Origin of the sequence: Bradyrhizobium sp. AUGA SZCCT0222, assembly GCF_018130205.1 — a bacterium.
Lineage (GTDB): Bacteria > Pseudomonadota > Alphaproteobacteria > Rhizobiales > Xanthobacteraceae > Bradyrhizobium.
Genome location: NZ_JAFCLX010000013.1, coordinates 26118 through 46872 on the forward strand (window position 1 = coordinate 26118; position 20755 = coordinate 46872).

The 20755-nt window shown below is 62.6% G+C and carries 19 protein-coding genes; 7 read left to right on the forward strand and 12 right to left on the reverse strand.

Features of this window, described 5'->3' with window-relative positions; translation table 11 throughout:
* Positions 1 to 38: 38 nt before the first annotated feature.
* The 4 genes from ribB to JQ629_RS13840 all read right to left on the reverse strand — a co-directional run bounded on the left by ribB (position 39) and on the right by JQ629_RS13840 (position 4686).
* Positions 39 to 1115: a 3,4-dihydroxy-2-butanone-4-phosphate synthase gene (gene ribB / locus JQ629_RS13825; RefSeq protein ID WP_212413153.1), complete on the reverse strand. Its 1077-nt coding sequence runs from the start codon at positions 1113 to 1115 to the stop codon at positions 39 to 41.
* Positions 1116 to 1447: 332 nt separating this feature from the next.
* Positions 1448 to 2287, reverse strand: a complete 840-nt coding sequence (locus tag JQ629_RS13830; RefSeq protein WP_212413154.1) for a hypothetical protein — start codon at positions 2285 to 2287, stop codon at positions 1448 to 1450.
* Positions 2288 to 2296: 9 nt separating this feature from the next.
* Positions 2297 to 2785 (reverse strand): hypothetical protein, encoded by a 489-nt coding sequence (locus JQ629_RS13835; protein ID WP_212413155.1) that lies wholly within the window; start codon positions 2783 to 2785, stop codon positions 2297 to 2299.
* A gap of 179 nt (positions 2786 to 2964) precedes the next feature.
* On the reverse strand, positions 2965 to 4686 hold the full coding sequence (locus JQ629_RS13840) for a cation:proton antiporter (protein ID WP_212413156.1): 1722 nt from the start codon (positions 4684 to 4686) through the stop codon (positions 2965 to 2967).
* 349 nt (positions 4687 to 5035) lie between these two features.
* Here JQ629_RS13840 and JQ629_RS13845 point away from each other — a divergent pair, with 349 nt between their 5' ends.
* Positions 5036 to 6280, forward strand: coding sequence for an aminotransferase-like domain-containing protein (locus JQ629_RS13845; RefSeq protein ID WP_212413157.1), 1245 nt, complete (start codon positions 5036 to 5038; stop codon positions 6278 to 6280).
* A 158-nt stretch (positions 6281 to 6438) separates the two neighbouring features.
* Here the strand turns inward: JQ629_RS13845 and JQ629_RS13850 are convergent, their stop codons facing one another.
* The gene (locus JQ629_RS13850) at positions 6439 to 7719 is read right to left on the reverse strand and encodes an amidohydrolase family protein (protein ID WP_212413158.1); all 1281 of its coding nucleotides are present in this window, start codon (positions 7717 to 7719) and stop codon (positions 6439 to 6441) included.
* Positions 7720 to 8061: 342 nt separating this feature from the next.
* On the opposite strand from JQ629_RS13850, the gene JQ629_RS13855 reads away from it, so the two are divergent.
* Positions 8062 to 8298 carry a hypothetical protein gene (locus JQ629_RS13855; RefSeq protein WP_211999123.1) on the forward strand — a complete coding sequence of 79 codons (237 nt, stop codon included), beginning with the start codon at positions 8062 to 8064 and terminating at the stop codon, positions 8296 to 8298.
* Between the two features lie 112 nt (positions 8299 to 8410).
* Here the strand turns inward: JQ629_RS13855 and JQ629_RS13860 are convergent, their stop codons facing one another.
* Together JQ629_RS13860 and JQ629_RS13865 are read right to left on the reverse strand one after the other, a co-directional pair.
* Positions 8411 to 9583 (reverse strand): acetyl-CoA C-acyltransferase, encoded by a 1173-nt coding sequence (locus JQ629_RS13860; RefSeq protein ID WP_212385862.1) that lies wholly within the window; start codon positions 9581 to 9583, stop codon positions 8411 to 8413.
* A 101-nt stretch (positions 9584 to 9684) separates the two neighbouring features.
* Entirely contained in the window at positions 9685 to 10503 is an 819-nt protein-coding gene (locus JQ629_RS13865; protein ID WP_212413159.1) for an aldo/keto reductase, read from the reverse strand.
* Between the two features lie 136 nt (positions 10504 to 10639).
* On the opposite strand from JQ629_RS13865, the gene JQ629_RS37510 reads away from it, so the two are divergent.
* The gene (locus tag JQ629_RS37510; RefSeq protein WP_283813476.1) at positions 10640 to 10768 is read left to right on the forward strand and encodes a hypothetical protein; all 129 of its coding nucleotides are present in this window, start codon (positions 10640 to 10642) and stop codon (positions 10766 to 10768) included.
* 10 nt (positions 10769 to 10778) lie between these two features.
* Here JQ629_RS37510 and JQ629_RS13870 read toward each other — a convergent pair whose 3' ends face one another.
* Both JQ629_RS13870 and JQ629_RS13875 read right to left on the reverse strand, forming a co-directional pair.
* A complete protein-coding gene (locus tag JQ629_RS13870; protein ID WP_212413160.1) occupies positions 10779 to 11192 on the reverse strand; it encodes a hypothetical protein in 414 nt (137 codons plus the stop codon).
* 145 nt (positions 11193 to 11337) lie between these two features.
* Positions 11338 to 14811: an indolepyruvate ferredoxin oxidoreductase family protein gene (locus JQ629_RS13875; RefSeq protein ID WP_212413161.1), complete on the reverse strand. Its 3474-nt coding sequence runs from the start codon at positions 14809 to 14811 to the stop codon at positions 11338 to 11340.
* A gap of 211 nt (positions 14812 to 15022) precedes the next feature.
* On the opposite strand from JQ629_RS13875, the gene JQ629_RS13880 reads away from it, so the two are divergent.
* The 4 genes from JQ629_RS13880 (at position 15023) to JQ629_RS13895 (ending at position 17773) form a co-directional block, all read left to right on the forward strand.
* Entirely contained in the window at positions 15023 to 15967 is a 945-nt protein-coding gene (locus JQ629_RS13880) for a hotdog family protein (protein WP_212413162.1), read from the forward strand.
* 44 nt (positions 15968 to 16011) lie between these two features.
* On the forward strand, positions 16012 to 16566 hold the full coding sequence (locus tag JQ629_RS13885; RefSeq protein ID WP_212413163.1) for a carboxymuconolactone decarboxylase family protein: 555 nt from the start codon (positions 16012 to 16014) through the stop codon (positions 16564 to 16566).
* Between the two features lies 1 nt (position 16567).
* Positions 16568 to 17368 carry an SDR family NAD(P)-dependent oxidoreductase gene (locus tag JQ629_RS13890; RefSeq protein ID WP_212413164.1) on the forward strand — a complete coding sequence of 267 codons (801 nt, stop codon included), beginning with the start codon at positions 16568 to 16570 and terminating at the stop codon, positions 17366 to 17368.
* Positions 17369 to 17548: 180 nt separating this feature from the next.
* Positions 17549 to 17773: a hypothetical protein gene (locus JQ629_RS13895; protein ID WP_212413165.1), complete on the forward strand. Its 225-nt coding sequence runs from the start codon at positions 17549 to 17551 to the stop codon at positions 17771 to 17773.
* Positions 17774 to 17786: 13 nt separating this feature from the next.
* On the opposite strand, the gene JQ629_RS13900 is transcribed toward JQ629_RS13895, so the two are convergent.
* The 3 genes from JQ629_RS13900 to JQ629_RS13910 are packed head-to-tail and all read right to left on the reverse strand — an operon-like array spanning position 17787 to position 20721.
* A complete protein-coding gene (locus tag JQ629_RS13900; RefSeq protein WP_211999114.1) occupies positions 17787 to 18170 on the reverse strand; it encodes a cupin domain-containing protein in 384 nt (127 codons plus the stop codon).
* 27 nt (positions 18171 to 18197) lie between these two features.
* Complete coding sequence (locus tag JQ629_RS13905; RefSeq protein ID WP_212385854.1) at positions 18198 to 18902, reverse strand: SDR family oxidoreductase; 705 nt, start codon at positions 18900 to 18902, stop codon at positions 18198 to 18200.
* A gap of 19 nt (positions 18903 to 18921) precedes the next feature.
* Entirely contained in the window at positions 18922 to 20721 is a 1800-nt protein-coding gene (locus JQ629_RS13910) for a thiamine pyrophosphate-binding protein (protein WP_212413166.1), read from the reverse strand.
* Positions 20722 to 20755 lie beyond the last annotated feature (34 nt).

Sequence of the window (20755 nt, forward strand, 5' to 3'; positions counted from 1 at the left end):
GGTTCGATGCTTTGCATCGCCCCGGAACGACTCGCGCGTTATCCTTCGAGCCGTTCGTTGGAGACGATCTCGATCCCGAAACCGGACAGTCCCTTGTAGTCATGGACCGACGACGTCAGGTGCCGGATCGAAGTGATGCCGAGATCGCGCAATATTTGCGCACCGACGCCGACTTCACGCCATTGCCGGTTACGATCGGCCTCGGCGGATTTCTGTTCGCCGACCGGCTCGACCGGAACGCCGGCGGCGCCGTCGCGCAAATACACCAGCACGCCGCGGCCGGCCTGCTTGAAGTGGTTCAGCACGATCTGCATGCGCGCCTGGCCGGTGAACAGATCCTTGACGATGTTGGGCTTGTGCAGCCGCGTCAGCACGTTCTTGCCGTCGCCGATGCCGTTATAGACGAAGGCGGCATGCGCGATCTCATCGAACGGCGAACGGTAGGCGTAGCCCTGCAGCGGACCTATGGGGCTATCCGTCGTAAAGGTCGCGACCCGCTCGATCAGCTTCTCGCGCGCCTGACGGTAGGCGATCATGTCAGCGATCGTGACGTGCTTGAGCTTGTGGGTGGCGGCGAATTTTGCGACCTGCACGCCCTTCATCACGGTGCCGTCGTCGTTCATCAACTCGGAGATGACGCCGACCGGCGGCAGGCCGGAGAGCTTGCAGAGATCGACCGCGGCCTCGGTATGACCGGAACGCAGCAGCACGCCGCCGTCGCGGGCGATCAGCGGAAAGATATGACCGGGCCGGGCAAAATCACTGGCGCCGGCATTCGGGTTGGCCAGCGCCCGGCAGCAGGAGGCGCGCTCGTCCGCCGAAATCCCGGTGCCGCCATCGGGCTTGTAGTCGATCGAGACCGTGAAGGCGGTGGTGTGGTTGGAATCATTATGCGCGACCATCGGGTCGAGCCGGAACCGGCGCGCCTCTTCCTGCGTGATCGGCGCGCAGACGATGCCGGAGGTGTGGCGGATGATGAACGCCATTTTCTCGGCGGTGCAGAGCGAGGCCGCGACGATCAAATCGCCCTCACCCTCCCGGTCGTCATCATCGGTGACGACGACGAGTTCGCCGTTGGCAAAGGCTTGCAGAACTTCCTGGATCGTATCGGCCATTTTCTCAAATTCTCGCTTTGGACAGGGAGTGCATTAGCCGGACTCATGGGCCCGCGCCAGCATCAATACGCAGGGCAGGACGTCGCCTGCGACGTTTCGCTGTACGAAATCGGCATGCAGGAAACCATTGACCGGGCCCGGCTTCAATCGCCATGGTCGCACCCATAAAAACAAGAAGCACCATTCGGGGAAGGGACATATGCGTTTTCGGTTGAATTTCCACCGGGTGGCACGGGCGGGGTTCGCCCTGATGGCAGGGGTCGCGGGCCTGGCGCACCCCGCTCCCGCCGATGGCGTACCAGCCGCTGAGAGCAGCCTGTAGCCCTACCAATTCACCGCCGTCGCTGCTCGCGCCATTTGGAGAAGCCTGCAGCAAGGAGGATGCAGAAGGCCCACCCCAGCAAGGGCACAGCTGCGGTGCGCGCAATGGCCCGGTATTGCTCTGCGAGGGCGCCTGCAACCGAGGGAGCGCGCGTCACGATGAGCGGCTCATCCAGTGTCTTGAGGCCGAGTTTCTTGGCCGCGTCGCGCGCGATGATCTGCGCGCCGGATACGGCAACGCCCACGAACCGGACATATTCACCGCCGGATTCGTTCCAGAATTGCGGATGCGAGGCGAGAACGCGTCCGGAATCCCTGACTTCGCCCGCGACCCAGACTTCAACGGGAAGCTCGGGTCTCCAGCCCTCGCCTACCAGCGGCGCAAGACGGCGGGTGCCGTAACCCTTGCTGCCGCGGCCGCCGCTCATGCGGGCCTCCCCTGCGAACTCGGTAGCAATGCGCCAGCGCGGCGCGGCGTAGCCGGCGACGCCGACACCTTCAGGAATATCGTCGACCAGACGCAGATTGACGGTGCGGCCCCACAACGGCGCATCCACGACAAAGGCCGGCGACACGCCCGTCAATGTCATGATCGCGACTGCAGGCATGCACAGGCCGGGCCGGGATCGCGTGACGCCTATAGCCAGCGGCAAACCGAGCAGGAACACCCCCATGATCCAAGGCACAACCGGCGTGTACGCAACGACAAGCGTGCCGAGCGTCAGCTGAAACAGGATCGCAGCCGTTCCCGCCATCAGGCAACCGAACAGCGTGGACGACGCGGCCAGCGACGGGCCCGAACCGCGCGTCCTGTTTGATGACGAGAACGATATCCGCCTGCTGATGGGCATTTCCGCGCTTCAATCCGGCTGGCGCATCGCCAAACCCAGGACGGCCCCGCACAGGGCGCCCGCCGCTCCGCCGACGCCCATGGCGCCAAGCGCGCGGGCCGCGTAAACGGTCTCATGCGGCTTCAATGTCAGCAGCACCAGGAGCATCATGCTCAGCGCTCCCGCGGTGAAGCCGACGGCAGTCAGTCCCGGTACGCGCCTGCCTTGCCATCCCGCGGACGAATAGGCCGCGACCGGCAGGGCGATCAGTGTGGTCGGCGCCGCGAGTAGCGCGCCGAACGAAATACCGGCGAGAGCGAGGAACCTCAGAAAGTCGGGAAACGGAAAATCGATTCCGTCGATCAGATACATCGGCACGACCAGCATCAGCGCTCCCGCCAGGCCGCCGAGCGGGGCGAGCAGCAATCCGATGGCGAGCGCCTTGGCTGCATCGCTCCCGCCCGTCCGCGCGAAAGGCCGAGCCTTCCGGGCCGGCGCTTCACGATCGGACCGGATCATTTCGACGCTTTCCTTCGGTTGAGACGAGTGTTCGCAGCCGCCAAAAGAATGGCTGCTCGCCGTGCAATAGTCAGTGTCGGTTGTATTAAGTTCGGTTCAAATGGAGACTTGGGAGACTCTGATCCCCGCGGCGCCTGTCCGTCATCTCTCCGCTTACGGAGATAGAGCGACAGACAGCCTTACGGCAGCACTTCCTTGCGCTCGGCGAGCAGTGCATCCATTTCGGCGCGCTTGTCTCCCAGCAGGTCGGCGGCGGCGGCCTCGATCACGGTATAGAGTTCGTGAGCATCGCTGAGCCGGGTCACGGTGACGTAATCGGCGCCGGCTGCGTAAAGGTCGTTGACGTCGGACAAAAGATCCGCGGTCGCGACGATTTTTGCGGTCGGGTTGAGGGTGCGCACGTGCCGGACCAGTTTCTCGTTGTTGGCGCCCTTCAGGAGCGAGTCCGGCACGCTCAGGATGATCAGTTCCGACTTGCCGATACCGGCATGGAGCAGCGTATCGACATTGCTGATATCGCCATAGATCACGTGCAGACCGCGATCGGCCAGCGTCCGGAACACATTGGGATTGAAATCGATCACGGTGATCTGTTCGAGCACGAGCGGATTCTGCCGCTCGATTTCAGCGAGCAGCGCGCTCGCGGCGCGGAAGAAGCCGAGAATGACGATACGGCGTGCCTCATGGCCGCCCTCATGTCCGGCCTCGCCCTGGCCGTGATCGAGATCGCGCAGCCCGATCTTCTTCATTGGACCGATCAGAGCCCGCGTGATCTCATCGCTCTTGCCCATCACGAAGGTGCTGATCACGGCCAAAATGACGAAGGCGAACGACGCCGCGCTCGACGTCTCGGTCCCGATATGGTTCGCGACGACACCGGTCTGGATCACGACCAGCGAAAACTCCGAAATCTGCGCCAGATTGATCGCCGGCAACAGGCTGGCGCGCAGACCCTGCTTCATCAGATAGAGCGGCACAAATGTCGTCACCACGCGGCTCACCACGGTGAAGGCCGCAATCAACAGCGCCAGCCCGATCACCGACGGGCCGGGAATGGGAATGGTCATGCCCAAGGCCACGAAGAACAGCGTGATGAAGAAATCGCGCAGCGTCGTCACCTTGGCGGTGACGTCGAGCGCATAGGGGAATGTCGAGAGCGAGACACCGGCGACGAGCGAACCCATCTCGCGCGACAGATGCAGCTTCTCGGCGATCTCGCCGATCAGGAAGCACCAGGCCAGCGCGCCGAGCAGGATCAACTCAGGGCGGCGCGCGATCTGGTGAAACAGCCGCGGCAGCACGTAGCGGCTCAGTACCAAAGCGGTCGCCACCAGCACGCCGACCCGGCCGATCGAGATCAGGATCACGCTCACCTGAAGATTGTCGAGGCTCGGCTGCACGGCGAGGAACAGGATCGCGAAGATGTCCTGCAGCACCAATACGCCGAGCGTGATGCGACCGGGCAGCGTATCGAGCTCACGCTTCTCGTACAGCACCTTGACGATGATAACGGTTGAGGAGAGCGCGCAGGCGACGCAGAGATACAGCGCGTCGAAACGGCCCGCCCCCATCGACAGTCCGATCCCCCAAAAAAACAGGATCCCGAGCAGGCAGCCGCCGACCAATTGCCCGCCCGCGGCGAACAGGATGACCTTGCCGGCGCGCACGATCTTTTTCAGGTCGATTTCCAGCCCGATCATGAACAGCATGAAGATCAGGCCGAGTTCGGAGATGACGTGAATCGAGTCCTTGGAATGGACCCATTTCATGCCGAATGGACCGATGACAAACCCGGCGATAAGGTAGGCGAGGATCAGCGGTTGCCGGGTAAAATGCGCCAGCAAACCAAGCACCCAGGCAAACAGGATGCATAAAGTGATATCGCCGATAAGCTCGTGCATATTTCCTGACTTTTCCTCATTGCAACCTAGAGGCAGGGGCGCAACGGTCAAACGAGCAATGTGTCACATCCGCCTTACAGGTCTCTTTCTAGCGATTCTTGCCTGCCTGTCGATCCTTTACAAACCGGACGCGCAGGCGCAGGCAGCCGGCAGTATCGAGCAGAATTGGAAGGTTCCTTGACCGTGGTCCCGGCCGGCACCCCACCGTATCGGGCAGCATCGATAGCAGACATTCCGCTTTCATCCCTCGGCGGCGACCGACTAAGATCATCGACAAGAATTAGACCAAATGCCGGAGGGCCGCGCCAGCAGTCCTCTCAACAAAAAGCAAAACGGGAGTGAATGTCCAATGTCTACCGCATCGATCTTTGATTTCGCACCATTGCTGCCGGCCGGACTGCCGGCGCCGGCGGCGCGGTGGACGGGTCTGGCCAAATACAGTTTCGTCGGCGGCAACAATGATCCCGACCAGGTGCCGGTCGATGGCCTGATCGAGGCGCTCACCGCCGTGCTCCAGCGCGAGGGCAAGACGCTTGCAACCTACGGCCTCGCCAGCGGCCCGCAGGGCTACCGCCCCCTGCGCGAATTCCTCACCAGGAAACTCAAGCGCGATGCCGGCATCGGCTGCACCGCCGACGATGTCATGATCGTCTCCGGTTCGCTGCAGGCGCTCGACCTCGTCAACGCGACGCTGCTGGCGCGCGGCGATACCGTGCTGATCGAACAGGAGACCTATCAGGGCTCGCTGAGCCGGCTGACCCGGCTCGGCGTCAAGACGGTCGGCATTCCCCTCGACGACGAGGGCATGCGGATGGATGCGCTGGCGGCTGTTCTGGCCGACCACAAGCGCCGCGGCATCATGCCGAAATACATCTACACCATCCCGACCGTGCAGAACCCGACCGGCTCGATCCTGCCGGAGGCGCGGCGCGCCGAAATGATAAAACTGTCGCAGGAATACGGCGTGCCGATCTTCGAGGACGATTGCTACGCCGACCTGATCTGGAACGGCCAGCGCCCGCCCGCGATCTATGCGATGAGCAAGCAAGGCGGCGTCATCCATATCGGCTCGTTCTCCAAATCGATCGCGCCGGCGCTGCGGGTCGGATTCATCGTCGCGCCCTGGGAGATGATGTCGCGGATGCTGGCGCTGAAGACCGATGCCGGCTCCGGCGCGCTGGAGCAGATGGTGCTGGCGGAATATTGCACGCCGCATTTCGAAACCCACGTGCCGAAGCTGACACGCGGCCTGCGCGCCAAGCTCGACACGCTGATGGAGGCGCTCAACGAGCAGTTCGGCACCTCAGCCGAGTTCGAGGATCCCAAGGGTGGCATCTTCCTGTGGGTCAAACTCCCCGACAATGTCGATACGCTGAAACTGTATCAGGCTGCATTGGCCGCCGGCGTCGCCATCAACCCGGGGCCGGAATGGTCGACCGACAAGTCCTATGCCGGCAGCCGCTTGCGCCTGTGCTTTGCCAGTCCCTCCCATGAGCAGATCCGCGAAGGCGTCGCCGTGCTGGCGGACGTCTGCCGCAAGGAGTTCGGCGTGCCCGAGCGCAGCGCCAATGTGGAGAAGCGGGCGCGCAGTTGAGGTGCGCGAGCGCAACGCAACTCCCGATATGAGATTTCGACCGCTCGAAAGATGGATTGCTTCGCTTCGCTCGCAATGACGAGGTTAAATTTCTCCACGTCATTGCGAGGAGCGTACGCGACGAAGCAATCCAATCTCCCGATCCTGGACAGCACCCCTCACCTCACCGCGAACGGCGCCTGATACGGCCTCCCGAACGGCACGCCGTTGATCACGGTCTGAACCGGTTTCAGCAGCAGCTTGCCCTCGCGCTTGTTGTTGCGGGTGTCGACGAACGAGACCTGCGCCTCCACCAGCTCCATGATCGCGACGTCGCCGGGCGCGCCGATCTGCAGCGTGCCGATCTTCGGTGCGCGGTTGATGATCTTGGCCGGCGCCGAAGTTGCCATCGCCACCACCTGCTCCACGGTAAATCCGAGCGGGATGAACTTGCTCATCACATTCGGCAGATACGGCATGCCGGGCGAGTTGCCGGAGAAGACATGGATGTCGGACGAGATCGTGTCGGGCGGGCAGCCGCCCGCGATCGCAGGCTCAGCCACCGTGAAATCGAAACTGCCGCCGCCATGCCCGACGTCGAACATCACGCCGCGCTGCTTGGCGGCAAGCGCAGCCGGCAGCAGCTTGCCATCCTGCACGATGTTGGTGAACACGCCGCCGATGTTCGGTGCGCCGGAATAGGCATGGGTCAGCACGTCGCCCGGCCGCAGCAGATCGAGAATCTGCGACATCAACTCCCTGGTCTCGACGCCGCCGATATGCACCATCATCTTGGCCGGCCAGCCGCACATCTCGCAGGCCTTTATCGCTCGCTTCAGTGGTTCGAGGCCGTGCCTGGCGATGACGTTCTCCGACATCCGGACTTTGACGCCGAGCAGGAAATCCGGATTCTCGGCCAGCGCCATGGCGCAGGCGTCGAGCTGCGCGTGATCGATATTGTATAGTTCGGCGACCGGAAAACCCGACAGTCCATGATTGGCAATATGGACGAAGGCGTAAATCCGTGCGCGGGATTGCGCCACGATGTAGCGGCGCAGCGCGGCGATATTGTTGACGCCGGCGTCCCCCGCCGACACGACTGTCGTCGTTGCCTGGGCCTGCACCAATTCGTCGGCGGGAATGCCGATCGCCGAGCCATAGGGATAGACATGGGAGTGCAGGTCGATCAATCCCGGCGTCACCAGTTTGCCGGCAGCGTCGATGGTCTTCGAGGCGCGTGCGGCCGGAATATCGGCCTCAACTGCCTCGATCATGCCCCAGCGAATGCCGATATCACGTTTTCCCCGCAACGACTGGCTGGGATCGAGCACATCGCCGCCCTTGATCACGAGGTCGAACTTGTCGTTCGGGCCCATCGCGGCATTGGCCGGTGCGGACATCGCAGCGACCGCGGCCGATCCTGACAGGCTTAGAAAATCACGGCGTGAAAACCCGCTCATGGCATCGCTCCCCCAGATGATTTTTATGGCGTGATGATGCGCCGGGACCGGGCTTTCCGCAAGCCGGCGCATGCCCACGATCAACCCAGACGGGTATCAATGACCGTGCGGCCCGCCGGCCCGTGGGATCGCGGCTGGCAGCGACGACGTCCAGAGCAGCGGCGGAACGTAATGTCGCGAAGTGCGAGTCATTGGACTAAAGAAATTCACTGGGGCGCGGAACCAATGCGCGCCGCTGTTCGAGTCAATCGCGGCTGAACAGACATTCATAATTCTCTTCAAGTTCCGTCGGAACGTTCACGCCGATGCGCTGTTCTATCCGCTCAATGGAGAGGACAAGTAATGAAGAAGTTTGGATTAATTTTGGCCGCGCTTGGCGCGATCATCATCGGGGTGCCGTCGATTGCAAGCGCACAGACCGTTGTGATCAAGCGTGGCGGCGGTTATCACCAAGGCCATCACCACTCTCACGGTGCACGCGCCGAATACCGCGGGCATCGTGACCGCGGCTACCATCGCGGACATCGTGGTCATGGTCACCACAACAAGACCGTGATCATCAAGAGGCATCGTTACTGAGGCTTGCGCCCAACGAAACTTGCGTCTCAACGGAAAATGGCTCCTCGCGGAGCCATTTTCTTTGTTCGTATGATCGTTCAGCTTCTTCAGCAAAGCCGCTTGTAACGGCCGATCAGCTGTAGATTTCGAACAGGCCTGCGCCGCCCTGGCCACCACCGATGCACATGGTGACGACGCCCCACTTCGCCTTGCGGCGACGGCCTTCCTGCAGGATGTGGCCGGTGAGCCGCGCGCCAGTCATGCCGAAGGGATGACCGATCGCAATCGAGCCGCCGTTGACATTGTACTTCTCGGGGTCGATGCCGAGCTTGTCGCGGGAATACAGGCACTGGCTGGCGAAGGCTTCGTTCAGTTCCCAGATGTCGATGTCGTCGATCTTGAGGCCATGACGCTTCAACAGCTTCGGCACGGCGAAGATCGGGCCGATGCCCATCTCGTCCGGCTCGCAGCCCGCCGCCGCCCAGGCAACGAAACGGCCGAGCGGCTGCAGGCCGCGCTTTTCGGCATCCTTGGCTTCCATCAGCACGACAGCCGCCGCGCCATCCGAAAGCTGGCTGGCATTGCCGGCGGTAACGTATTTGCCGGCACCCTTGACCGGCTCGAGCTTGGCAAGGCCTTCCATGGTGGTCTCGGGACGGTTGCACTCGTCGCGATCGACCGTGTAGTCGACGATGCTTTCCGCTTTCGTCGCCTTGTCGACCACCTTCATCCTGGTCTTCATCGGGACGATTTCGTCCTTGAACTTGTTGGCCTGCTGGGCGGCGGCCATGCGACGCTGCGATTCCAGCGAATATTCGTCCTGGTATTCGCGGCTGAGCTTGTAGCGCTCGGCGACGATGTCGGCGGTATCGATCATCGCCATGAAGATGTCGGGCGCGGTCTTGAGCAGATCCGGATCGATCGATTCCTTGGGCGAACCGCCGCCGGGAATCGAGATGCTTTCAACGCCGCCGGCCACGATGCAGTCGGCGCCGTCCGAGCGGATCGAGTTGGCGGCCATCGCGATGGTCTGCAGCCCCGAGGAACAGAAGCGGTTGACCGAAACGCCGGCCGTCGACTTTGGCATGCCGGCGAGCAGCGCCGCCTGGCGGCCGATATTGGGCGCGCCGTGCGCGCAATTGCCGAGATAGCAGTCCTCGACGTAGTCCTTCTCGACGCCGGCGCGCTCGACCGCGTGCTTGATGGCGTGGGCCGCCATCGACATCGGAGGGGTGATATTGAACCCGCCGCGGCCGGACTTCGCCAGCCCCGTACGTGCATAGGAAACGATAACAGCTTCACGCATTTTCTAGACCTCCCTTTGACGCCACCCAGTATGGACTGGACCTCAGCCCGTGTGTAGCGAAAAACCTTGAATTCCGGCGGACGGAAAAGGAGGAATCGCCTTCAATCCCACGCCGGCCCGAAGGCGGGATTTACACAACGTTTGTCCTTCGGCAAGGCCGCGATTGCTTTTCGATCGTCGTCATCAAGCCGCAGCTTCAGCGCGTCGAGATTGGCCTTTTGGCTTTCGGCGCGCGAGGCCTTCGGGATCGCGGCGACGCCGTCCTGGTCGAGCAACCATTTCAGCGCCACCTGTGCGGCGCTGGCATCATGCTTGCGCCCGATTGCGGTCAAAACTTCGTCCGACGCCACGCGGCCCTGCGCCAGCGGGCAATAAGCAACCAGCGGAATCGATTTGGCGGTGAGATATTGGCGCAGCTTTGTCTGATCCAGCATCGCGTGGTATTCGACCTGGTTGCAGGCAATCGGAGCCTCGATCTCCTCGACCACGGTTTTCAAGAGCGCGATGTTGAAATTGGCGACCCCGATGGCGCGGGTGCGGCCTTCCTGCTTCAGCTTCATCAGCGTTTCGAAGATCGCCGGCAGGTTCATATCTCGTGACGGCCAGTGCACCAGATAGAGATCGACCTGATCGAGCCGCAGTTTCTTCAGGGAAGCATCGAAAGCCCGGCGGATCGCGGCCGGCGCCAGGTTTTCGTTCCAGACCTTGGTGGTGACATGCAGGTCCTTGCGGGCGATGCGCGAGGCCGCGATGGCTGCGCCAATCGCCTCCTCATTGCCGTACATTTCCGCGGTGTCGAGATGCCGGTAGCCCAGCGCAATCGCGCTTTCAACCGCGGCGCGGCAGGCATCGCCCTGCAGGCGAAAGGTGCCAAGCCCAAGCCTCGGCAGGGCAATGCCCTGCGTTTGCAGATTTTCCATTGAATGCTCCCAAAGGCGTAAAGTGTCGCGGGGAAGACGAAAGCCGCATGGACGGCATTGGATTGCGTGGGATAGATCGCTATAAATAGACTGCCCGCAAGGCGCTGGGCAAATCAAGATCAGGTCAGGGAGAGCGATGGGCAACGCGTTGCAACGATGGCTGGATTCGCATCAATTGCCGGCGATCGCCGCAGCCGTGCTCGGCGTGATCACGACGCTCTCCGTGCTGATCGTGGCTGTATTCTTTCTGATCGGAAAGCCCTGATCGACCGCCGCTATCGCTGCCAGTTGCAGATGCCGCCGGACCTGCACGGCCAGGTTTGAATCCGGGTATCGCGCGCCTGCGCATCGAGCAGATTGTGGCGCGGCTTCGCCAGCTTCGCACGCGCTGCGGCACGCGGCGCCTCAGTGCTGGTCTTCTCGGCCTGAGATTTGGCGACATGCGCCTTGCGTGGCGGCAGCTTGGGCCAGATGGTCGAATCCAGATCCGCCTCCGTGTCCTCCGACCTTGCCTCGATCCGAACCGGTCCGAACCGCGCCTCCGGCCCGATCCGCTTGGGCGACAATACGGCGCTGGGAAGATCAAGGCTGAGCAACTCACCCGGACGATACTCGGCCGCCGTCGCGGCGCCGGCCAATGCCAAAAACCCCGTGCAAACCGCTGCAGCTAAAGCGCTTTTCAGGACCATTATGGGCCTCCTGAAATGAATAAAAATAAAGGTAACTGAGACCATCATGTAGGAAGCCGGCAGGGCCTTTTCCAGCCGAAATTTTCGGCAAGGTTACCCGCTAACTACGCCGGCCGCGAAAAATCCGCGGCCGGTCGCCCGGAACCTATTCCGCGGCTTGCGCAACCGGCTGACCGATCGTGCCCTCCAGCCGCGCGCATTCCTGGCGGTAGCGCGCGACATTGGCCTCCTTGATGTGGCCGTAGCCGCGCACGAGGTCAGCCATTTTCGCCAGCGCCACCAGCCGCGGCCAGTCCTGCGGTTTGGCCGTGTCGAGGTGGCGGAGGATCATGTCAGAATATTCGCCCGGCAGTGCCCGCTCCATCCGGCGCTCGGAGGTATAGCCGAACGGATCGAACGCGGTGCCGCGCAGGAATTTGAAGCGCGTCAAGACATCGAACGCCTTGAGGATCCAGCCACCGAATTCACGCTTGCGCAAATGCCCGGTGACCTTGTCGCGGCGCGCCAGCAAGGGCGGCGCCAGGCTGACTTTGACGCTCGCGTCGCCGTCGAACTGCTCCTTCAGCGCTCTGGCAAATTCGCCGTCGGAATAAAGCCGGGCCACCTCATACTCGTCCTTGTAGGCCATCAGCTTGAACAGGCCCTTTGCAAAGGCTTCGGTGAGGTCCTGCGCTGCAGGCGACGCCTTGGCTTCGGCGGCACGAACGCGCGCGACCTCGGCAAGGTAGCGCTTCGAATAGGCCTCGTTCTGGTAGTCGGTCAGGAAGCCAGCACGGTGAGCGATGGTCTCGTCCAGCGTCCGTTTGACCGGGGCTGTGCCCTGCGCCTTGAAGCGCGCGGCGCTGACCACACGTTGCAGGTCGTGCGCGGCAAGCCGGCCCCAGGAGAACGCGAGCTTGTTCATCTCGATCGCCGCGCCGTTGAGGTCGATCGCCTTCATGATCGCTTCCAGCGACAGCGGAATCGCGCCGCGCTGGAATGCAAAACCGAGCATGAAGGAGTTGGTCGCGATGCTGTCGCCCATCAGGGACGAGGCGAGACCGGTCGCGTCCAGAATATCGAGATCGCTGGCGCTGACGGCCTCGTTGAGCGAGTCCCGCATCGCGCCGGCCTGGAAATCGATATCGGGATCAATGACAAAACTTGCGGTCGGCAACAGATCGGCGTTGACGATCGCGCGCGTCAGGCCGCGCTCGGCCCGGCTCAGCGCCGGAATGCTGGTGGCGACGACGATGTCGCAGCCGAGAATGAGGTTGGCGGTGCCGGGCCCGATCCGGACATTGGCGAGATCGTCAGCAGACGGCGCGATGCGGACGTGGCTCATGACCGCGCCGTTCTTCTGCGACAATCCCGTGAAGTCGAGCGTCGAGCAGGCCCTGCCGTCGACATGCGCGGCCATGCCGAGCAATGCACCGATGGTGATGACGCCGGTGCCGCCGATGCCGGTGACGAGAATGTTGAACGCGCCGTCCAGCGCCGGCAGTTTCGGTAGCGGCAGGTCGGCGAACAATGCCGACGGATCGGCCGCGGTGCGATCGGCCTTCCGCAGCTTGCCGCCATGCACGGTGACGAAACTCGGACAAAAGCCCTCGATGCAGGAAAAGTCCTTGTTGCAGTTCGACTGGTCGATCCGGCGCTTGCGGCCGAGTTCGGTTTCCAGCGGCTGTACCGAGACGCAATTGGAGGCGACCGAGCAGTCGCCGCAGCCTTCGCAGACGCGCTCATTGATGAAGACACGCTTCGGCGGATCCGGATAAAGCCCGCGCTTGCGGCGGCGGCGCTTTTCGGCGGCGCAGGTCTGGTCGTAAATCAGAACCGAAAGGCCCTTGACGTCGCGCAGCTCCTTCTGCACGGCGTCGAGCTCACGGCGGTGGTGAACGGTGGCGCCCGCGGGAAAATAATTGCTGGGATATTTCTCGGGCTCGTCCGAGACGATCGCAAGCCGCTTGGCGCCTTCGGCGGAAACCTGATGCGCGATCTGCGACACGGTCAGGCCGCCCTCGGCCGGCTGGCCGCCGGTCATCGCCACCGCATCATTATAGAGGATCTTGTAGGTGATGTTGACGCCGGCGGCGGAAGCCGCGCGCAGCGCCAGTAGCCCCGAATGGGTGTAAGTACCGTCGCCGAGATTCTGGAACACGTGCTGTTCGCTGGTGAACGGCGCCTGCCCGATCCAGGTGACGCCTTCGGCGCCCATATGCGAGATCGTCGCGGTGCGGCGGTTCGGCACCGAGAGCGCCATGCCGTGACAGCCAATGCCGGCCATCGCGCGGCTGCCCTCAGGCACTTTGGTGGAGGTATTGTGCGGGCAGCCCGAGCAGAAATACGGCGTCCGCTGCAGCTTTGCAGCACCAATGCCCTCCGCGGGCCGGTCGAACGCTTCGAGCTTGGCGAGGCGCTGTTCCAACGCCGGGCTGCGATGGCCGAGCCGGCGGAGCCGCGCCACCACGGCCGCGGCGACCACGGTGGGCGTGAGTTCGCCTTCGCTTGGCAGCAGCATCGCGCCGGTCTCGTCGCGCTTGCCGACCACCGAGGGGCGCCTCATAGCATCGACATTGTAGAGGATGCGTAGCAGCTGATCCTCGATGAAGCCGCGCTTCTCCTCGACCACAAGCACGTCCTGCAGGCCTTCGGCGAACGCGCGTGCGCCGTGCTCCTCCAGCGGCCAGGTCAGCGCGACCTTGTAGATGCGCAGTCCCAGCGCCTGCGCTTCGGCGTCGGTAATACCAAGATCGGCCAACGCCTGGCGCAGGTCGAGATAGGCCTTGCCGGTCGCCATGATGCCGAGCCGCGCCGGCTTGGAATCCAGCACGATGCGATCGAAGCGATTGACGCGGGTGAAGGCGGCGACCGCCTGCATCTTCGGGCCGTGAAGCCTGCGCTCCTGCTCCAGCGGCGCGTCCGGCCAGCGGATGCCAAGCCCGCCCGGCGGCATGTCGAAATCGGTAGGGATGATGATCTTGATGCGATCGGGATCGCTGACGATCGAGGCCGAGCTTTCGACCGTCTCGGAAATCGCCTTGAACCCGACCCAGCAGCTCGAGTAACGCGAAAGCGCAAACCCAAGAATCCCAAGGTCGAGATAATCCTGCAGCGTCGCAGGGTTGACGACCGGCATCAATGCCGCCGCAAATACCTGTTCGCTCTGATGGGCTAGCGTCGAGGACTGGCAACCATGATCGTCGCCGGCCAGCGCAATCACGCCGCCATTGGGCGAAGTGCCGGCCGAGTTGGCATGCTTGAGCGCGTCCATCGAGCGATCGACGCCGGGACCCTTGCCATACCAGATGCCAAACACGCCATCGACCTTGGCACCCGGAAACATTCCGACCTGCTGGCTGCCCCACACCGCCGTCGCCGCCAGATCCTCGTTGAGGCCGGGCGCGAACTCGATGTTGTGTTCCCTAAGGAAGGATTTCGCACGCCACAGCGCGTGATCGTACATGCCGAGCGGTGAACCGCGATAACCCGAGATGAAGCCCGCGGTGTTGAGTCCCTGCGCGCGGTCGCGTTCGCGCTGCAACATGGGCAACCGGACCAGTGCCTGCGTACCGGAAAGAAAGATGCGTTTCGCATCCAGCCGGTACTTGTCGTCCAGCCCAACTTCCATCAACGCCATTTTTCGCTCCCCGTCGCGCTTTTCTGTGCCGGCTGTTTTGAACCGGTCTAATTAGAGCCAGAATGCACCGGTTTTGCTATGCGTGCCCAGCCTGAATGCATGGCGGCAGGACATATCTCGGCTGCGATGTGGATTGCGGTCGCACCCTTGCCGAAACCTGTCTTCTTTGAAACGCTGGACGGCAAACGAAAGAGTCAAGGAAACCTCAGAGATGACAGAAGCGGCATTCACGACCGAGATACTGGAGAGCGGCGATGTGCTCGTCGGGCCGTGGCGGGGCCCAAAGCAGATGCTGCAGGCGCAGGTCTACGATTCCCACGCCTCGATCCATGACGACGCGACGGCGCAAAAGCTCGGCTTCAAGGGCGGCACCATCGAAGGCCCGACCCATTTCAGCCAGTTCGCGCCGCTGTGCGAACGGATCTGGGGCCAGGCCTGGTTCGAGACCGGCTGCCTTTCGGCGCATTATCGCAATCCCGCTTTCGAAGGCGAGGAGGTCCAGGCCAACATCGAAAAGCCGAAACCGGGCCAGACCGTTTGCGCCATCGGCATGACCAAACGCGACGGCACCGAGATTTTGCGCGGCACTGCGTCCGTCGGCGGCGATGGGACGGAAACCGCACTTCACCGACGGCTCGGCGAATTGAACCCGCTCACTGAGCCCGTAATTCTCGCCGACCTCAAGGTCGGCATGAAGACCGGCCGGCAAACCGTGAAAATGGATTTCGACCAGAACATGGGCGATCTCTATCCGTTTTCACTGGCCGAGAAGCTGAAGGTCATCACCGAACCTTCGGCGTATTATTCGCAGGAATTGAATCCCTGGGGCCGGGCCATCATCCCCATGGAGATGCTGAGCGTGCTGTTTCAATACCGCGCGCGCGAGGACCGGCTGCCGATCCGCGGTCCCGCCGTTGGACTGTTCGCGGACCAGGAAATCCGTCTGCTGCGCGGGCCGCTTTTCGCCGGCGAGAATTACACGACCGAGCGCGAGGTCGTCGCCTTGAGCGGCAGCCGCCGCACCGAGAGCGTGTGGGTGCGCACCACCGTATTCGGCGCCGACGACAAGCCGGTCGCCACCATGCTGCTCAATCATGCGAGCATGAAGGATTCATACGCCAATTACGCGAGCGAGCATAAAGCGCTCTATGGCTGAGGTGGCGGTGCCGGACGATCTTGCCAGATAAGGAAAACAATAAAATGGCCCGCCTGCCCTATCTCGAAGCCGACCAGGTCGCCCCCGAATATCGCGACATGCTCAAGCGCAACACCAATTTGCACAAGCTCTTGGTCAATTCGCCCGACATGGCCCGCGCCTTCAACGGCATCGGCGGCTACATCCGCTTCCAGAGCAAGCTCGATCCGCGCCTGCGCGAGCTTGCGATCCTGCAGGTCGGCTGGATGGAGAAATCGGAATATGAATTCACCCATCATGTGAAGATCGGCAAGGAGTTCGGCGTCACCGACGACGACATCAACGCGATGATGGCCGAGACCGAGGGAAAACCCTCGAACCTCGAACCGCTGGCGAAAGCGATCCTGCGCGGCGCCCGCGAGATGGTGCGCGAGCTTGCGATGTCGGATGCGACCTTCGCCGAGATCAAGCAGGAACTCTCCGACGAGCACATGACCGATCTCGTTGTCACCATCGCGTTCTACTGCGCCGTGGTGCGCGTGCTGGCGACGATGAAGATGGACAACGAGCCCTACTACAAAGACGTACTGCAACAGTACCCGATCCCGGGAGTGGAATGAAATGCGCCTGAAAGATCGTGTCGCCATCGTCGTCGGCGCCGGGCAGAGCCCCGGCGAGGGCATCGGCAACGGCCGCGCCACCGCGCTCACCTTCGCGCGCGAGGGCGCCAGGGTGCTGTGCGTCGATCACCATTTCGAATCGGCGCAGGAGACCGTCGACTTGATCGCGGCCAAACAGGGTACGGCGATCGCCTTCAAGGCCGACGTCACCAAGAATGCCGATATCAAGGCGATGGTGGCGGATGCGCATGGCCGCTGGGGCCGCATCGATATCCTGCACAACAATGTCGGCGTCAGCCTGTCCGGGGGCGACGCCGAACTGCTTGATATCACCGAGGAAGCGTTCGACCGTTGCGTCGCGATCAATCTGAAGAGCTGCATCCTCGCCGCCAAGCATGTGATCCCGATCATGCGACAGCAACAGAGCGGCAGCATCATCAACATCTCCTCGATGGCGGCGATCACCACCTATCCATACGTCGCCTACAAGGCGACCAAGTCGGCGATGATCGCCTTTACCGAACAGCTCGCCTACCAGAACGCGCAATATGGCATTCGCGCCAACGTGATCCTGCCCGGCCTGATGAACACGCCGATGGCGGTGGATACCCGCGCGCGCGAATTCAAGAAGACCCGCGCCGAAGTCGAAGCTGAGCGCGACAGCAAGGTTCCGCTGCGTCAGAAGATGGGCACCGGCTGGGACGTCGCCAACGCCGCGCTGTTTCTTGCCTCCGACGAAGCAAGTTTCATCACCGGCGTGACGTTGCCGGTGGATGGCGGCGCCAGCGTGCGGCGCGGTTAAGGATTGTGGCGCCTTGACGCAATGCAGCATGTCACGATTCGCGACAGTTGATATATTCCAATGACACGATGATGTGACGGCGCATCATCGCACGTCCAAATCCTGACTCGTTGTGGTCGCATGAATTTCATGAGCGGCGGCTATCACGCGCCTTGAGAATACGAGGAGTCTTTGGACGCCATGAACGACGAAGTCGACTACGATCTGACGCCCGACCAGTGGGATGTGTTGAAGAATCTGCGCAACGCCACATCCCGGCCACAGCGGATGAATCGATTCACAGTTCAAGGCCTGATTGCGCTTGGACTCGTCACGATCAACGGCGATGTGCCGGTCCTCACGACAAACGGACGCAAGGTATTGATTAGAGGCTCATCGTGCCTGCTGCTCGACCTTGCGGCGTAATGTCGCCGTCGTGTCACAGCGGCTTCTCGTCATCCGTCACCGGTGATGTGATGACGAGGAACACCAGATCGACCAGGCCGGAATTCGAGATGGCGTGTTCCACGCCCGGCGGCAGGAAAATAAAATCGTGCTTGCGCACGACGTGGTTCTTGCCGGCGATTTCCATCAGCCCCTCGCCCTCGAGCACGTGATAGATCTGTTCCTGGATCTTGTGCTTGTGCCTGATGACATGGGCCATCGGCTGGTACATCGAAATCCGGTAGTCGATGTGACGCGAGCCCGCCGTCTCCGGCATGACCAGCGGTTTCGACAGCGCGCCGCCAAAATGATTGGGGAATTCGCGCCAGGGCACTTCGGCGATGTTGCGGATGAAAGCGCCGTGATCCTCTGAAGCCATGTCGTGCTCCTTAAGCTGCCGCGACGATCAGATCACCAGCGCGCCGCCGTCGATGTAGACGATCGATCCCGTCGCAAAGCCGTTCGCCATGAACGACAATATCTGCCGCGCAATATCGTCGCCGATCCCGACCCGGCCGACCGGCAACGCCGCGGCGGTTTTGGCGAGCATATCACGGCGCGCCTCCTCCGGCATTGCGGCGCGGATCGGCGTATCGATCACGCCGGGTGAGACGGCATTGACGCGCACCGGCGCCAGTTCGAGCGCCAGCGCTTTTGCCAATGATTCGAGCGCGCCATTGGCCGCACTGACGATGGCCGAATTCGGCCGCGGGCGAACGCTGAGGAAGCCGGAGACCAGCGTCAGCGATCCGCCGGGGCGAATCTCGGCCGATCGCGCTACCCGCCAGGCGCCCCAGAACTTGCTTTCCATCGTGGACCGCACGTCCTCCATCGCGACCGTCTTGAACGGACCGGTGCGAAGCTGGGCCGCCGTGACCACGACATGATCGACCGGGCCGCAGGCGCGAAACAGCTTTGCGATGCTTTCGTCGCTGGTGACATCGGCCGGGATCGCGATCGCGTTCAGCGTTTCCGCAACCTTGTCGAGGCGCTCCACATTCCGCGACGAAACAATCACATCGGCGCCTTCGCGCTTGGCCATTTCCGCGGTCGAAAGACCGATGCCGGAGGAACCACCGACGACGACGACTTTCTTGCCTGCAAGCAACATGCGCGCTCCTTAAGTAATATCAGACGGGCTGATAGCGGGTGCCGATGCCCGCCTTGCTTTGGCCAAGGCCGGGCAATTCCCAGACGCCGGCGCCGGTGGGATTGATATCGGCGGCGATATCGACGTCGATCAGATAGGGCTTGTTGGCGGCGATGCCCCTGCGGATGGCCTCGCCGATATCGCCGGCGCGATCGACCCGCACGCCCTCGACGCCGCAGGAGCGCGCCATCGCGGCAAAATCCGGATTGTAGCGCTGGCCGGTCACGGGATCGTGGAAGTCGGTGGCGAGCTCACGGCCGCCGAGATAGCCGCGCTGCAAGCCGCGGATCGAGGCATAGGCGTAATTGTTCCAGACCACCCAGACCACGGGCAGATTGTATTCGACGGCCGTTCCCAGCACATTGGCGTGCATGAAGAAGGCGCCGTCGCCGCACACGGAGACGCAGGGCCGGTCGGGCGCCGCGAATTTCGCGCCCATCACGCCGGCGACACCAAAACCCATCGGGCCAAATCCCATCGAACCGATCAGCGAGTCCGGCCGCTTCGGCTTGCAAAAACTCAACAGCCAATTGTGGTGCACGCCGATGTCGCTGACCAGGATCGCATTCTCGGGCAGCGCCTTGTCGATCTCAAGCGCAGCGCGCTGCGGATTGATCGGCATGGTGTCGTCGGAAAATCCGGGTGCGACGAACTTGTCCCACTCCTTGCGATAGGTATCGATCTGCGCCAGCCATTTTTTGCGGCTGTCGGCCTTCTTGGTCAGATCGGCGCGGCGGTCGAGTTCGGCATGAACCTGCCGCAGGAACGTCCGAACGTCGGCCATCAGCCCGAGCGCGACCGGATAGTTGCGGCCGATCTCTTCAGGATCGATGTCGACATGGATCAGCCGCGTCGGCGGAATGGTGAAGGAGTAACCGGGAATCCACGAACTCGAGGTGCGATCGTCGAACCGCATCCCCATCGCCAGCAGCACGTCGGCCTGACGCGTCGCGTGGTTGGCCTGGTAGTGACCGGCACGTGCGACCAGCCCCAGCGCCAGCGGATGGTTGCAATCGATCGCGCCAAGGCCGCTGGCCGATGCCGCCACCGGAATCTGCAGCCGCTCGGCGAGCTTCAGCAATTCCTCGGCCGCGCCACCATAACGCACGCCCTGCCCCACGATCATCACCGGCCGCTCGGCGCCGAGCAGCATATCGACCGCCTTCACCACGCCCTCGGGATCGGCGCCGCAGCGGCTGGAGATGTTGGCGTTCCAGGCCTGCGCGTTCGGCGCCTCCTCGGCGGCCGACTCCATGAACACGTCAAAGGGAACATCCAGCACGACAGGTCCCGGACGTCCCGACATCATCGTCTTCCAGGCTTGCCGAACCGCGAGCGGCACCATCTCGCCCCGCGTCGGCTGGAACACCTTCTTGCAATAGGAACGCACAGTGGAGGGAAAGTCGGCCTGATAGTGCCGATACAATTCCTGAAACGCCCCGCGATTGAACTGGCTGGTCGGCACATTGCCGGTCACCGCCATGAACGGCACCGAATCGAGGAACGCATTGCCGAGCGAGATCGGCAGATTGGCCGAGCCCGGTCCGCAGGAGGTGAAGGTCGCGGTCGGCCGCCCCGATACGCGGTAATAAACGTCCGCCATGAACCCGGCGACGCTCTCATGGTGGACCGAGATGGTCTTGATGTCGTCGGAACGCTCGTACAGCGCGTCGATGAACTGGATATTGCCGTGGCCGCACAGGCCGAACACCTGCGGCACCTTCTCCTGGATCAAATAGTCGACGATGACCTGGGCCCCGTTGAGCATATTGCGCGCCATCGGATCACTCTCTCCCTGCTCAACAAGCTTGGAC

Coding starts and splice junctions, on each gene's coding strand:
- JQ629_RS13890 (WP_212413164.1), top strand. CDS start 16,568: ATGCGCCTGAAAGATCGTGTCGCCATCGTCGTCGGCGCCGGGCAGAGC.
- JQ629_RS13850 (WP_212413158.1), bottom strand. CDS start 7,719: ATGAGCGGGTTTTCACGCCGTGATTTTCTAAGCCTGTCAGGATCGGCC.
- ribB (WP_212413153.1), bottom strand. CDS start 1,115: ATGGCCGATACGATCCAGGAAGTTCTGCAAGCCTTTGCCAACGGCGAA.
- JQ629_RS13885 (WP_212413163.1), top strand. CDS start 16,012: ATGGCCCGCCTGCCCTATCTCGAAGCCGACCAGGTCGCCCCCGAATAT.
- JQ629_RS13895 (WP_212413165.1), top strand. CDS start 17,549: ATGAACGACGAAGTCGACTACGATCTGACGCCCGACCAGTGGGATGTG.
- JQ629_RS13880 (WP_212413162.1), top strand. CDS start 15,023: ATGACAGAAGCGGCATTCACGACCGAGATACTGGAGAGCGGCGATGTG.
- JQ629_RS13830 (WP_212413154.1), bottom strand. CDS start 2,287: ATGCCCATCAGCAGGCGGATATCGTTCTCGTCATCAAACAGGACGCGC.
- JQ629_RS13840 (WP_212413156.1), bottom strand. CDS start 4,686: ATGCACGAGCTTATCGGCGATATCACTTTATGCATCCTGTTTGCCTGG.
- JQ629_RS13905 (WP_212385854.1), bottom strand. CDS start 18,902: ATGTTGCTTGCAGGCAAGAAAGTCGTCGTCGTCGGTGGTTCCTCCGGC.
- JQ629_RS13855 (WP_211999123.1), top strand. CDS start 8,062: ATGAAGAAGTTTGGATTAATTTTGGCCGCGCTTGGCGCGATCATCATC.
- JQ629_RS13870 (WP_212413160.1), bottom strand. CDS start 11,192: ATGGTCCTGAAAAGCGCTTTAGCTGCAGCGGTTTGCACGGGGTTTTTG.
- JQ629_RS13875 (WP_212413161.1), bottom strand. CDS start 14,811: ATGGCGTTGATGGAAGTTGGGCTGGACGACAAGTACCGGCTGGATGCG.
- JQ629_RS13910 (WP_212413166.1), bottom strand. CDS start 20,721: ATGGCGCGCAATATGCTCAACGGGGCCCAGGTCATCGTCGACTATTTG.
- JQ629_RS13865 (WP_212413159.1), bottom strand. CDS start 10,503: ATGGAAAATCTGCAAACGCAGGGCATTGCCCTGCCGAGGCTTGGGCTT.
- JQ629_RS13835 (WP_212413155.1), bottom strand. CDS start 2,785: ATGATCCGGTCCGATCGTGAAGCGCCGGCCCGGAAGGCTCGGCCTTTC.
- JQ629_RS13845 (WP_212413157.1), top strand. CDS start 5,036: ATGTCTACCGCATCGATCTTTGATTTCGCACCATTGCTGCCGGCCGGA.
- JQ629_RS13900 (WP_211999114.1), bottom strand. CDS start 18,170: ATGGCTTCAGAGGATCACGGCGCTTTCATCCGCAACATCGCCGAAGTG.
- JQ629_RS13860 (WP_212385862.1), bottom strand. CDS start 9,583: ATGCGTGAAGCTGTTATCGTTTCCTATGCACGTACGGGGCTGGCGAAG.
- JQ629_RS37510 (WP_283813476.1), top strand. CDS start 10,640: ATGGGCAACGCGTTGCAACGATGGCTGGATTCGCATCAATTGCCGGCG.